Origin of the sequence: Clostridium magnum DSM 2767 (assembly GCF_001623875.1) — a bacterium.
GTDB lineage: Bacteria > Bacillota > Clostridia > Clostridiales > Clostridiaceae > Clostridium_AM > Clostridium_AM magnum.
In genome coordinates, this window is record NZ_LWAE01000001.1 from 537,181 (window position 1) to 550,171 (window position 12,991).

The 12,991-nt window shown below is 33.0% G+C and carries 13 protein-coding genes; all 13 read left to right on the top strand.

What is annotated here, in order from left to right; all coding sequences use genetic code 11:
* Positions 1-7 precede the first annotated feature (7 nt).
* Positions 8-853: a transketolase gene (locus CLMAG_RS02550; RefSeq protein ID WP_066617493.1), complete on the top strand. Its 846-nt coding sequence runs from the start codon at positions 8-10 to the stop codon at positions 851-853.
* Complete coding sequence (locus tag CLMAG_RS02555) at positions 853-1,824, top strand: transketolase family protein (protein WP_066617502.1); 972 nt, start codon at positions 853-855, stop codon at positions 1,822-1,824. Before CLMAG_RS02550 ends, CLMAG_RS02555 begins: the two co-directional genes overlap by 1 nt.
* Before the next feature lie 36 nt (positions 1,825-1,860).
* Complete coding sequence (locus CLMAG_RS02560; RefSeq protein ID WP_066617505.1) at positions 1,861-2,655, top strand: 5-deoxy-glucuronate isomerase; 795 nt, start codon at positions 1,861-1,863, stop codon at positions 2,653-2,655.
* Between the two features lie 26 nt (positions 2,656-2,681).
* Positions 2,682-4,616 carry a 3D-(3,5/4)-trihydroxycyclohexane-1,2-dione acylhydrolase (decyclizing) gene (iolD, locus tag CLMAG_RS02565; RefSeq protein WP_066617507.1) on the top strand — a complete coding sequence of 645 codons (1,935 nt, stop codon included), beginning with the start codon at positions 2,682-2,684 and terminating at the stop codon, positions 4,614-4,616.
* 60 nt (positions 4,617-4,676) lie between these two features.
* On the top strand, positions 4,677-5,573 hold the full coding sequence (gene iolE, locus CLMAG_RS02570) for a myo-inosose-2 dehydratase (RefSeq protein ID WP_066617510.1): 897 nt from the start codon (positions 4,677-4,679) through the stop codon (positions 5,571-5,573).
* A gap of 110 nt (positions 5,574-5,683) precedes the next feature.
* The gene (gene iolG / locus CLMAG_RS02575; protein WP_242872911.1) at positions 5,684-6,694 is read left to right on the top strand and encodes an inositol 2-dehydrogenase; all 1,011 of its coding nucleotides are present in this window, start codon (positions 5,684-5,686) and stop codon (positions 6,692-6,694) included.
* A 121-nt stretch (positions 6,695-6,815) separates the two neighbouring features.
* Positions 6,816-8,066 (top strand): nickel-dependent malate racemase, LarAH6 family, encoded by a 1,251-nt coding sequence (gene larAH6, locus CLMAG_RS02580; protein WP_066617522.1) that lies wholly within the window; start codon positions 6,816-6,818, stop codon positions 8,064-8,066.
* A gap of 90 nt (positions 8,067-8,156) precedes the next feature.
* Positions 8,157-9,110, top strand: coding sequence for a 6-phosphofructokinase (gene pfkA / locus CLMAG_RS02585; RefSeq protein WP_066617524.1), 954 nt, complete (start codon positions 8,157-8,159; stop codon positions 9,108-9,110).
* Positions 9,111-9,436: 326 nt separating this feature from the next.
* On the top strand, positions 9,437-10,024 hold the full coding sequence (cobC, locus tag CLMAG_RS02590; protein WP_066617525.1) for an alpha-ribazole phosphatase: 588 nt from the start codon (positions 9,437-9,439) through the stop codon (positions 10,022-10,024).
* A gap of 25 nt (positions 10,025-10,049) precedes the next feature.
* The gene (cobS, locus tag CLMAG_RS02595; protein ID WP_066617527.1) at positions 10,050-10,799 is read left to right on the top strand and encodes an adenosylcobinamide-GDP ribazoletransferase; all 750 of its coding nucleotides are present in this window, start codon (positions 10,050-10,052) and stop codon (positions 10,797-10,799) included.
* A gap of 71 nt (positions 10,800-10,870) precedes the next feature.
* Positions 10,871-11,419 (top strand): bifunctional adenosylcobinamide kinase/adenosylcobinamide-phosphate guanylyltransferase, encoded by a 549-nt coding sequence (gene cobU, locus CLMAG_RS02600; RefSeq protein WP_066617530.1) that lies wholly within the window; start codon positions 10,871-10,873, stop codon positions 11,417-11,419.
* A gap of 18 nt (positions 11,420-11,437) precedes the next feature.
* On the top strand, positions 11,438-12,490 hold the full coding sequence (locus CLMAG_RS02605; RefSeq protein WP_423231056.1) for an FAD:protein FMN transferase: 1,053 nt from the start codon (positions 11,438-11,440) through the stop codon (positions 12,488-12,490).
* 245 nt (positions 12,491-12,735) lie between these two features.
* Positions 12,736-12,927, top strand: coding sequence for a DUF1858 domain-containing protein (locus tag CLMAG_RS02610; RefSeq protein ID WP_066617534.1), 192 nt, complete (start codon positions 12,736-12,738; stop codon positions 12,925-12,927).
* The last annotated feature ends 64 nt before the right edge of the window (positions 12,928-12,991 follow it).

Sequence of the window (12,991 nt, forward strand, 5' to 3'; positions counted from 1 at the left end):
GCGCAGTATGTTGAATTTAGATAAGAAAAAAGAGTTTGAGGAATTGGCTCTTAAGATAAGAATAGAAACTGTAAGGGCTATTGGTACCTTAGGATTTGGACATGTTGGCGGTGCTATGTCAGTAGCTGATACAATTGCAGTGCTCTACGGAGGAGTAATGAACATAGATCCTAAAAATCCTAGATGGGAAGATAGGGATTGGCTTGTATGCTCAAAAGGGCATGCAGGTCCATCCATATATTCAGCACTAGCTCTTAAAGGATATTTTGATAAAGAAGAATTACTTACTTTAAACAAACCTGGAACTCATTTCCCAAGTCACTGTGACAGAAATCTTACTACAGGTATTGATATGACTACTGGTTCACTTGGACAAGGTGCATCAACAGCATTAGGAGTAGCACTGGGAAATCGCTTAAAGGGAAAGAACAGCTATACTTATTTAATACTTGGTGATGGAGAAATACAAGAAGGACAAGTATGGGAAAGCGTCTTATGTGCAGCACAACAAAAAATAGATCATCTAATAGTTTTCGTTGATTATAATAAACAACAGCTTGATGGATATACAAAGGATATCAATGATGTAGGAGACGTTAAAGCAAAATTTGAAAGCTTTGGATGGTATGCACAAGATATTGATGGTCATGATGTAGAAGAAATATACAATGCTATAGAAAAGGCTAAGGCTAATAAGGGTACACCTTCAGTTATAGTTTTAAACACAATAAAAGGTAAAGGCTGTACTTTTGCTGAAGGTATTCTAAGTAACCACCATGTAACAGTAAATGAAATTCAGATGAATGAAGCATTAAGTGTTCTAGAAAGTAAATTAGAAGAGGTGGTGAAATAATGAATATAAAATTAGCAGAAAAAAGAGAAAAAGAATCAATGGAAATGAGAAATGTGTACTGCAAAACTCTTATGGAGCTTGCAGAAAAGAATGAAAATATAGTTGCTCTAGATGCAGATTTAATGAGCTCTATGGGAATGAAGTCCTTTGAAAAGGCTTATCCTGAAAGAACTTTTAATGTTGGAATTCAAGAAGCAAATATGATTGGTACAGCAGCAGGTATGTCAGCTACAGGGTTAATTCCATTTGCTCACAGCTTTGGACCTTTTGCTACAAGAAGATGCTATGATCAAATATTCTTATCCTGTGCTTATGCAAAGTTAAATGTAAAGATTACAGGTAGTGATCCAGGTGTAACTGCTGCATTCAATGGAGGAACTCATATGCCTTTTGAGGATATGGGGATACTTAGAAACATTCCAGAAATAACAATCATAGAACCAGTTGACAGCGTAATGCTTAAGAATATTACAGAACAAATTGCAGATAAATATGGAGTTTTCTATACAAGACTTTTAAGAAAAAATGCAGTGAAAATTTATGAAGAAGGCTCAACTTTTGAAATTGGAAAGGCAGTTCCATTAGTTGAAGGTAAGGATTTAACAATATTTGCTACAGGGATTATGGTAGAAGAAGCATTAAAGGCAGCGGAAGAGTTAACAAAGGAAGGTATTTCAGCTAGAGTTCAAAATATATTTACCCTAAAACCAATAGACAAGGAAGCAATAATGAAATGTGCAAAAGAAACTGGAGCTATTGTAACAGCTGAAAACCATAGTATTGTAAATGGTTTAGGCTCAGCGGTAGCAGAAGTAATTACTGAAAATGAACTTGTGCCACTTGAAAGGGTTGGAGTTGAAGATAGATTTGGTCAAGTTGGACCTGTAGACTATCTAAAAGAACAGTATGGACTTACTTATAAAGATATAATATCAAAGGCTAAGAGAGTATTGGAAAGAAAAAGCATGTAAATAAAAATAATTTTAATTTTATGAGAGGTGACTAAAATGTTAAGAATTAGGCAGGATGAAGCTTTCAAATATGGCTACAATTCTATAACAACTATTGATGAAGATGAACATAATACTATGATGGATTTTGGCATACTAAGACTTGCTAAGGATCAGGTTGAAATAGATAAAGACAGTAAAGAAAGGGCGTTTCTTTTAATAAAAGGTGAAGTGGTTTTTGAGTATGAAGGTAAAAAAGAAACTGCTGTAAGAAAATCATGTTTTGATGAGGAACCATGGGTACTTCATGTACCAAAAGATGTTGAAGTTAAAATTACAGGCCTTTCTGAGGACACTGAAATTTCTGTGACAAAAACAACAAATGACACTTTATTTGAATCAAAATTATATACAAATAAAGAGTGCAGAAGTGAAAATCGTGGAGCGGGCACAATGAAAGAAGCTTCCACAAGAATTGTACGAACTGTATTTGATTATTCAAATGCTAGGTATTCAAATCTAGTTGTAGGAGAAGTTATAGATTACCCAGGCAAGTGGTCAAGTTATCCACCTCACTATCATCCACAACCAGAAATATACTTCTATAAGTTTAACCCAGAACAGGGATATGGCTTTTCAGAACTAGGTGAAGATGCAGTTAAATTAAGAAACAATGATACTGTAAAAATATTAGACAATGCTACACACCCACAAGCTACAGCACCAGGGTATGCAATGTACTACATTTGGGTTATAAGACATATAGATGGAAACCCATATATAACACCAACCTTTGTTCCAGAGCATTTATGGGTTACTGAAAAGGATGCTAAAATTTGGCCAGACAAATAAAATTTTGATTTGTAAGAGGTGAAAATATGAAGACTATAAGACTTACAGTAGCTCAGGCTCTTGTTAAGTTTCTTGATAATCAATATGTTGAGTTTGATGGAACTGTAAATAAGTTTGTTAAAGGTGTATTTACAATCTTTGGACACGGAAATGTACTTGGACTAGGCCAAGCTTTAGAACAGCATCCTGGGGAGCTAGTAGTTCATCAAGGAAGAAATGAGCAGGGAATGGCTCATGCAGCTATGGGTTTCGCAAAGCAAATGCATAGAAAGCAAATATATGCCTGCACCTCATCTGTAGGACCTGGAGCAGCAAATATGGTAACAGCAGCAGCTACTGCCACTGCAAACAGAATCCCTGTGCTATTCCTGCCAGGAGATGTATATGCAACTAGACAGCCAGATCCAGTACTTCAGCAAATAGAGCAGTTCCACAATTTAAGCATAAGTACAAATGATACTTTTAAAGCTGTAAGTAAGTATTGGGATAGAATAACTAGACCAGAACAACTAATGTCAGCTGCTATTAGTGCTATGAGAGTATTAACAAATCCTGCTGATACAGGAGCGGTTACTTTGGCATTACCACAGGATGTCCAAGGAGAAGCTTATGATTATCCAGAGTATTTCTTTAAGAAAAGAATCCATAGAATAGAGAGAAGACCTGCAACACAAGAAATGATTAAAGATGCAGTAGAGTTAATCTCTAAAAAGAAAAAACCTATATTAATTTGTGGTGGAGGAGTAAGATACTCTGAAGCAGCTGAAGCCTTCAAAAATTTTGCTGAAAAATTTAACATTCCTTTTGGAGAAACACAAGCAGGCAAAAGTGCTATCGTATGGAATCATGAATTAAATTTAGGCGGAATAGGAACAACAGGTAACTTAACAGCAAATATTATTGCTAAGGAAGCGGATCTTGTAATAGGAGTAGGAACTAGATACACCGACTTCACAACATCATCAAAATGGCTATTCCAAAATTCAGAGGTTGAATTTTTAAATATAAATGTAGCTGAGTTCGATTCTTATAAATTAGATGCAGTTAAAGTTGTAGCAGATGGTAAAGCAGCTTTAGAAGCTATAGGTAATGAACTAGAGAAAATAGAATATAAGTCTGCCTATGCAGGGGAAATAAAAGAAGCTAAATCTAAGTGGGAAGCAGAGTTAGATAGATTATTTAAACTAGAATATACTGGGGAAGAATTTAAACCAGAAGTAGCTGGACACTTAGATCATGTATTGGGGGAGTTTGGAAAACAAACAGGCGCATACCTAACTCAAACAAGAGCATTAGGAATATTAGATGAAATGTTAGATCATAATGCAATAGTTGTTGGAGCATCAGGAAGCTTACCTGGAGACTTGCAAAGAGTTTGGAGACCAAAGGAAGCTAACACATATCACATGGAATATGGATATTCATGTATGGGATATGAGGTAAATGCAGCTTTAGGAGCTAAGCTTGCAGCACCTGATAGAGAAGTATATACACTATTGGGGGATGGATCTTACATGATGTTGCATTCGGAGTTACCAACATCTATCCAAGAAAGAAAGAAAATAAATGTTTTAGTATTTGATAATATGGCATTTGGATGTATAAACAATTTACAAATGGGTAATGGAATGGGCAGTTTTGGAACTGAATTTAGATTTAGAAATGAAGAAACAGGTAAGTTAGATGGCGGACTAGTTCCAATAGACTTTGCAATGAGTGCAGCTGCATATGGATGTAAGACATATACTGTAAAAACAGTAGAGGAACTAAAAGCTGCTATTGAAGATTCTAAAAAGCAATCAGTATCTACACTAATTGATATAAAAATACTTCCAAAGACAATGACTCATGATTATGAATCTTGGTGGCGTGTTGGACTTGCTGAGATATCAGATAAAGAATCTATAAAAGAGGCTCATAAAGAACTAAAAGAAAATATAGCGAAGGCTAGAGAGTACTAAATAAAATCAAATTGTTTATTCATGGCGGAAGCTAATATCACATTTATTGGAGGAATAATTATGTTGGATAAAGAGAAAGTAAAACTTGGTATAGCACCAATAGCATGGACCAATGATGATATGCCTGAGCTTGGAAAAGAAAATACTTTCGAGCAATGTGTTAGTGAAATGGCTCTTGCTGGTTTTACAGGCAGTGAGGTAGGCAATAAGTATCCTAGAAATGTTGAAGTGCTTAAAAGAGCTTTAGAGATAAGAGGAGTAAAAATTGCAGCTGCTTGGTTTAGTTCATTTTTAACTACTAAGCCTTTTGAAGAAACAGCAAGTGCTTTTGTAGAACATAGAGATTTTCTACATGCAATGGGAGCAGAGATAATAGTTGTATCAGAACAGGGACATAGTGTTCAAGGAATGATGGATACACCTGTTTTAAGCAAAAAACCACATTTTACTGAAGAAGAATGGGGTAAACTTGCAAAAGGCTTAGAGGAACTTGGCAAACTTGCAGCTGAAAAGAGTATGAAGATTGTTTACCACCACCACATGGGTACAGGGGTTCAGACCTTTGAGGAGATAGATAAGTTAATGGAAATGACTGATCCTAAATTAGTATATTTACTATTTGATACAGGACATCTTACCTTTTCTGATGTAGATCCAGATGCAGTTTTAAGAAAGTACATAGGTAGAATAAAACATGTACATTTAAAAGATATAAGACAGGAAAAGTTAGCTAAAGTAAAAAAAGAAGATATGAGTTTCTTGAATGCAGTTAAGTCTGGAGTCTTTACTGTTCCGGGAGATGGAATGATAAACTATGACCCACTATTTAAGATTTTAGATGAAAATAATTATGAAGGTTGGTTTATCGTAGAAGCAGAACAGGATCCAGCTGAGGCTAATCCATTAGAATATGCAATTAAAGCTAGGAACTTCATAAAAGAAAAGACAGGACTATAAGCATATCAGGTTAATACACTTTATTTAACATTGCTTTTGAAATATAGAAATTTATAGGGCGTGTTATAATCATAACTTACCAAATTTTATATTAGATGGGAGAGATTGTTGTGTCAAATAAAATTGTACTAGGAATAATAGGTGCTGGAAGAATAGGAAAGTTACATGCAGAAAATGTTGTGAATAATTTTGTAGATGTAAAAGTTAAGGCAATTGCGGACATGTATGCGGATAAAATTAAAGATTGGGCAACTGATCTTGGAATAGAAAATGTATATGCAGATTATCATGATATATTAAATGATCCAGAAATAGACACTGTACTTATTTGTTCATCAACTAATACACATTCACCTATATCAATTGAGGCTGCCAATGCAGGAAAAAATATTTTCTGTGAAAAGCCTATAGATTATGATCTTGAAAGAATATCAGCTGCATTAGATGCAGTTAAAAAAGCAGGAGTTAAATATCAAGTAGGATTTAATAGACGCTTTGATCACAACTTTAGCAAGGTATGTGATTTGGTTAAAGAAGGAAAAATTGGAGACCCACATATTATCAAGGTAACTTCAAGAGATCCAGAACCACCATCACCTGAATATGCTAAGGTATCAGGAGGAATGTTCCTTGATATGACTATTCATGATTTTGATATGGTAAGATACCTATCTGGAAGTGAAGTAGTTGAAGTTTATGCAAATGCTGCAGTACTTGTAGATCCAGCAATTGGAGAAGCTGGAGATGTAGACACAGCTTTAATAACATTAAAGTTTGCAAATGGAGCTATAGGAGTTATAGATAATAGCAGAAGAGCAGCTTACGGATATGATCAAAGAGTTGAAGTATTTGGATCAAAGGGAGGGGTAACTGTTAGCAATGATACTCCTTCTTCAGCAATACTTAGTACAGCAGATGGTGTATTTGCTGAGAAACCTAAGTACTTCTTCTTAGAAAGATATAAAGACTCTTTTGTAGAGGAATTAAGACAATTCTTCCAAGCAATAAAAGATGATACTCCAACACCAGTTCAAGGGATAGACGGTTTGAAACCAGTAATAATTGCTATTGCTGCAAAGAAATCTTATGAAGAAGGAAGACCAGTAAAAATAACTGAGTAAAATATCCTGACAAAGAATTAGTTTTTCTAAAACTTAAATAAAAACAGTAGATTTAGACATTGGTGACAATGAAGTCTGACTCTACTGTTTATTTTTAAACAGATATAGGGGGAAATTAAAGATGGAGTATAGTTTTGGATTTGCAAAGGGAAAAATGAACTTTCAAATAGATGATAAAAATGTTTTAGCTGTGTTGGCTCCTAATGAAGTGAAGATAGGTTTAACAGGTGTAGAAGAAGTAAAAAGAGCTATGGTAAATCCTATTGGCACAGATGTATTAAAGAATATTGTTAAACCAGGGGAAAAGATTGTAATAGTTACTAGCGATATAACTAGACCTATGCCAAGTAAAGTAGTTTTACCTGTGGTTATAGAGGAATTAAACAATGCAGGAGTTAAAGATGAGGATATCACTATTGTGTTTGCCCTTGGAAGTCACAGAGCACACACAGAAGATGAGAAGAAATACTTAGTTGGTGAAGAGGTTTTTAACAAAATAAAATGTATAGACAGTAACTCAACAGAATTTGTACATCTTGGGGTAACTGCAAATGGAACACCTATAGATATCAATAAGGTTGTAGCACAGGCAGACAGAAGAATTTGTCTAGGAAATATTGAATACCACTATTTTGCTGGGTATAGTGGTGGTGCTAAAGCTATAATGCCGGGGGTTTCCACAAGAGCAGCTATTCAAGCAAACCACAGCAGAATGGTAGAAGAGGATGCAAGAACTGGAAACATTAAGACTAATCCAGTAAGGTTAGATATAGAAGCAGTTGAAAAATTTGTACCGATAGATTTTATAGTTAATGTGGTATTGGATAGTAGTAAACAAATAATTAAAGCTGTAACAGGTCATTACATAGAAGCTCATAGAGAGGGTTGCAAGTTTTTAGATGATTTTTATAAGATTCATATAGAAGAAAAAGCTGATATTGTTATGACTACTCCAGGTGGATATCCAAAGGATTTAAATTTATATCAAGCACAAAAGGCACTAGATAATTCTAAGCATGCAGTAAAAGATGGGGGAATTATAATATTGGTGGCTTCTTGTAAAGAAGGATTAGGAGAAAAGACTTTTGAGAATTGGATGTTAAATGCAAAGAGATCCGAAGACATGATTGAAGAAATAAAAAAGAATTTTCAGCTTGGAGGACACAAAGCAGCTGCTATAGCAATGATATTACAAAAGGCTAAGATATATTTAGTTTCAGAGTTAGAACCAGACTTTGTAAGAAGTATATTCATGGAACCCTTTAGTGATGTGCAAAGTGCAGTAGATGCTGCTTTCAAAGAAAAAGGAAATGATTCGAAAATAGTATTGATGCCTTTTGGTGGGTCAACTTTACCTAGTTTAGATTCTTAAAAATATTAAATTTCCTACTTTGAATACAAATATCTTCATAAGACATGGCAGTACAAATTAATAACATATATGAAATGGAGGTTAATATTGATGGGATTAGGTGTCTTAACAAGTGGAGGGGATGCTCCAGGAATGAATGCTGCTATAAGGGCAGTAGTAAAAACAGCAAATTATAATAATATTGAAGTAGTGGGAATAAGACGTGGATACCAAGGTTTGATGGACGGTGATATTCAAAGATTAACTTCTCTAGATGTAGAGAATATATCAGGCAGGGGTGGAACCATTTTGAAAACTGCTAGATGTTTGCAGTTCATGGAGGAAGAAGGGAGAGAAAAAGCTTTAGAGATACTAAAAAAGTTTGATATAAATGCTTTAGTTGTAATTGGTGGTGAAGGATCATTTAAAGGAGCAGATAAACTACATAAATTAGGTGTTAAGGTTGTGGGGATACCTGGAACTATAGATAATGATTTAACATATACGGATTATTCAATAGGCTTTGATACTACCTTAAATACCGTACTGGATTGTATTGCTAAAATAAAAGATACAGATTTTTCGCATGACAAAACTACTATTGTTGAAGTTATGGGAAGATATTGTGGTGATTTAGCTCTATATTCAGCATTAGCTGGTGGTGGAGATATAATATCAATTCCAGAAAAAAGATTGGATTTTGATACTATATGTTCAAAACTAAAACTAAGAATGAGTGCTGAAAAAAATGACAATATAGTTATAATTACAGAAAGAATGTATGATTTACAGGAACTAAAAAAATACATTGAAGGAAAATTAGGAGTTGATGTGAGAACTACTGTGCTAGGGTTTATACAAAGAGGTGGGAATCCTTCAGCATTTGATAGAGTATTGGCAAGTAAGATGGGGGTTGCTGCAGTAAACTTATTAATTAATGATTACTCAGGGCGAGCTGTTGGAATTAAGAAGAATGAAATGATAGACACAGAATTTAAAAATGTTAACACTAAAATCAATAATAAGAAGGATGACCATAATATATTAAATATGCTTATATACTAGACAATAGGTTGATATAAAATTACTGTCAATCATATTTATATCTTCATGAACCTGACAATTTACAGGGCTAAATCATAAGTGAAAAAGTGAGTGGATAAACCTAAATATAGGAGGCTAATCCACTCTTTGTTTTTATATAAAATAGTATATAATTAGTTTGTATGACATTTTATGTAAGTATTAACGAAGAAGAAATAAACTAATGAGTAATTTAAGTCAAATCCTCGAACTGAAAGATGGTGTAGCAGGTATTTTGAAATATTTGAGTATTTTACATTTTTTTATATAATTAGATAGAAGTATGTGATGATTTGGGGGAATTTTAATTGAATTTATATTTTGTAAGACATGGGGAAACAGAGCATAATAAAAAGGGATGTTATTATGGAAGTATCGATGTGAGTATTACAGAAAAAGGTGTTTTACAGGCTGAAAAAGGGTCAGAAAAATTGAAAGACGTAAATTTTGGAAAAGTATATGTTAGTGAACTGAAAAGAGCAGTACAAACAGCTAATATTTTATTGAAAGACAAGCAATTTGAACTAATAAAGGATAAAAGAATAAATGAAACAAATTTTGGGGTATTTGAAGGAAAAAGCCATGAAGAAATAAAAGCCCTTTATGCGAATGAGTGGAAGCATTGGTGCAATGATTGGAAAGGTTTTACTCCGCCAGAAGGAGAGAGCTACATACAGTTTTATAACAGAGTAAAAAGTTTTATGGATGACATTTTGAAGCTCAATGAAGATAATGTTCTAATTGTAACTCATGGTGGGGTTATAAGATCTGTATATTGCTACTTGTTAGGGGGAAATTTAGATTTTTTCTGGAGCTTTGGATCTAGAAACTGTGATATAACTATTATAAAATATGAATATGAAAACTTATACATAGATAGTATAACTCATGTATAATTAGCAAGGGGGAGAAGAGAATATTATGAAAGAAACTATATGTAATTTATTATTATTTATTCAATTTTTCACAAGGATTCCTATAAATTTAAGTTTACCTTGTGAAAGTAAGAATTTTAGAAGAGGCTCTGTGTTTTTGCCGATTGTTGGATTAATAATAGGTGGAATTCAATGGGGGGCATATAAACTTTTTATACAAATTTTACCCTTAGAGCCAACGGTAGTTATTGTATTGTTAATAGGAGTACTGTTAACAGGAGGACTGCATATCGATGGCCTTGGAGATACCTGTGATGGTTTTTTTGCATTTAAGGGCAGTGATAGAATAATTGAAATAATGAAAGATAGTAGAATAGGAACTTATTCCTGTATAGCTACTATATTTGATTTCCTTTTTAAATATACACTAATAGTAGCTATAGCTCCTAAGTTTTCTATAGCAATAATAGTAGCTCCTATGATATCAAGATTTACTACAGTATTCTTGTCAGCTATGGGTAATACCGCTAAAAATACAGGTACAGGGAATTTATTTATAGGCAACATTGGCAAGATGCAGTTGGTTATTACCGTTTTAATAACAACAGGAATTCTCATATTAGTCATGAATCCTAAATATGTAATAATACTATTAGTTTCAGGTATAATTTTATCAGTTGTACTTAATGAATTTTGTAAAAGTAAGATAGGTGGAATAACAGGAGATATTCTTGGAGCAAATAATGAATTAGTAGAAATATTAACTCTAATTTTGATTGCTATAATTATGAAATAAATTAAAATCTTAATCAAATGGCAATATTAAAGCGGATAGTTATCGTATGAAAGTGAAGAGGAGAGAGTAAAATGGGAAAAGTGATATTAGTTACTGGAGGAAGTAGGAGTGGAAAAAGTACTTTTGCAGAAAAATTATTAGAGGATAAAGATGATGTACTTTATATTGCCACTGCAATGGTAACAGATAAAGAAATGGAAAAAAGAGTTCAAAAGCATAAAGAGAGAAGAAACTCTAAATGGGGTACTCACGAAGGATATAAGGAATTAGATAAGGTAATTAAAGAAGATTGTCATAAATATATAATGCTAGAGTGCATAGGTACTATGGTTACAAACTTAATGTTTGATAAAAATTATGATTTTGATACTATGTCACAACAGGATATAATAAAACTTAGCCAGCATATAAAATCAGAAGTGGAAAAAGTGATTGTAATTGCAAAGGAAAATAATAAAGAACTAATTATCGTCACAAATGAAGTAGGTTGGAGTTTAGTTTCTGAGCATAGGTTGGGAAGAATCTTTAGTGATATTTTAGGAAACTTAAATCAGTTAATAGCAAATTTAAGTGATGAAGTATATCTCGTAGCTTGTGGACTTCCTTTAAAATTAAAGTAAAAGAAAAGAGGTTATACTATGGGAATGAGGAATGTTACCATAAGAAAAAATGTATTCATTGTGATTGTATTTATAATATTTATGTCTTTTTTTACTGGATGCAAGAAAACAGTAGAACCAGTTGAAAAAACGGAGTATATGCTTGGAACTATTTGTACGATAAAGGTTTACGATGCTGACAAAGAGGAGGCAATAACTAAGGCGTTTACTAGAATAAAAAATATAGAGGATAAAATGAGCGTTAATAAGGATGGAACTGAGCTGGATGCAGTAGGTGATGCTTCAGGAAAAAATCCTGTTAAAGTATCTGATGATACCTTTTATGTATTAAAAAAGGGAAGATATTATTCAGAACAGGCGAATGGTGCATTTGATATTACAGTAGGGCCGTTGGTTAAGTTATGGGGAATAGGTACAGACAAAGCAAGAGTTCCATCAAAAGAAGAAATAGAGGTAAAAAAGTCTTTAATTAATTATAAGGATTTAATTTTAGATGAACAAAATAAGACTGCTTTTCTAAAAATACCTGAAATGTCTTTAGATTTGGGTGGTATAGCAAAAGGCTATGCTGCAGATGAAGCAGCTAGAATACTAAAAGAAAATGGTGTACAGCATGGAATTGTAAATCTTGGAGGCAATATACTTGCCATTAATAGTAACCCAGATGGAAGCCCGTGGAGGGTGGGAATTCAAAATCCATTTGAGGCTAGAGGTGGTGTTTTAGGATCAGTAGAGATTACTAATAAAACAGTAGTAACTTCAGGAATATATGAAAGATATCTTGAGCAAAACGGTAAGAAATACCACCATATATTGAATCCATTTACAGGATACCCTATGGAGGATTCCCTCGCTAGTGTAACAATAATTACAGATACATCTATAGATGCAGATGCTATGACAAAAAATATATTCTATAAGGGAATAGATAAAGGCTTAGAATATGTTAAAACTTTGAAAGGCATAGAGGCTATTTTTGTAACTAAAGATAAAGAAGTTTATATTACAGATGGATTAAAAGGAAATTTAAAAATATCGAATTCAGAATTTACATTGAAAAATAATAAATAGTTTTAAAAAATAATGTTATAGATATTATTAGCAATATAAAAATAAATAATAAGTCTTGATACGTTGATTAGTTAATATTACAATTATATTATAAGTCAGTTATACTTTAGTAGGTTACTATTAAGTTACTATTGAACTGAAAAGTGCTTTCTTGAATTTTTCATAAAATAAAAATATAATAAACTTATGGTAAGCGTACATAATAATACTGGTATAACAAATATAAATGAAGAGAGGTATATAATATGGAAAAAGTAACAAAGGATATGACAATAGGCGAGATAATTAGAATGAATCCTAGATATGCAGAAGTTTTAATGACTTTTGGTATGGGATGTGTTGGATGCCCATCAGCACAAGGTGAAACAATAGAAGAAGCATCTCAAGTACATGGTTTAGATATCGATAATTTATTAAGAGCTTTAAATGCACTATAATTATTAATTTACAATAAAAAAATTTAAACTCCCGTTTTTCAACAGGGAGTTTTTTTATCTCTAT

Excerpts from the sequence above, each read along its gene's own strand:
- iolD (WP_066617507.1), top strand. The coding sequence starts at position 2,682 with ATGAAGACTATAAGACTTACAGTAGCTCAGGCTCTTGTTAAGTTTCTT.
- cobU (WP_066617530.1), top strand. The coding sequence starts at position 10,871 with ATGGGAAAAGTGATATTAGTTACTGGAGGAAGTAGGAGTGGAAAAAGT.
- iolE (WP_066617510.1), top strand. The coding sequence starts at position 4,677 with ATGTTGGATAAAGAGAAAGTAAAACTTGGTATAGCACCAATAGCATGG.
- CLMAG_RS02550 (WP_066617493.1), top strand. The coding sequence starts at position 8 with ATGTTGAATTTAGATAAGAAAAAAGAGTTTGAGGAATTGGCTCTTAAG.
- CLMAG_RS02610 (WP_066617534.1), top strand. The coding sequence starts at position 12,736 with ATGGAAAAAGTAACAAAGGATATGACAATAGGCGAGATAATTAGAATG.
- larAH6 (WP_066617522.1), top strand. The coding sequence starts at position 6,816 with ATGGAGTATAGTTTTGGATTTGCAAAGGGAAAAATGAACTTTCAAATA.
- CLMAG_RS02605 (WP_423231056.1), top strand. The coding sequence starts at position 11,438 with ATGGGAATGAGGAATGTTACCATAAGAAAAAATGTATTCATTGTGATT.
- cobS (WP_066617527.1), top strand. The coding sequence starts at position 10,050 with ATGAAAGAAACTATATGTAATTTATTATTATTTATTCAATTTTTCACA.
- CLMAG_RS02560 (WP_066617505.1), top strand. The coding sequence starts at position 1,861 with ATGTTAAGAATTAGGCAGGATGAAGCTTTCAAATATGGCTACAATTCT.
- pfkA (WP_066617524.1), top strand. The coding sequence starts at position 8,157 with ATGGGATTAGGTGTCTTAACAAGTGGAGGGGATGCTCCAGGAATGAAT.
- CLMAG_RS02555 (WP_066617502.1), top strand. The coding sequence starts at position 853 with ATGAATATAAAATTAGCAGAAAAAAGAGAAAAAGAATCAATGGAAATG.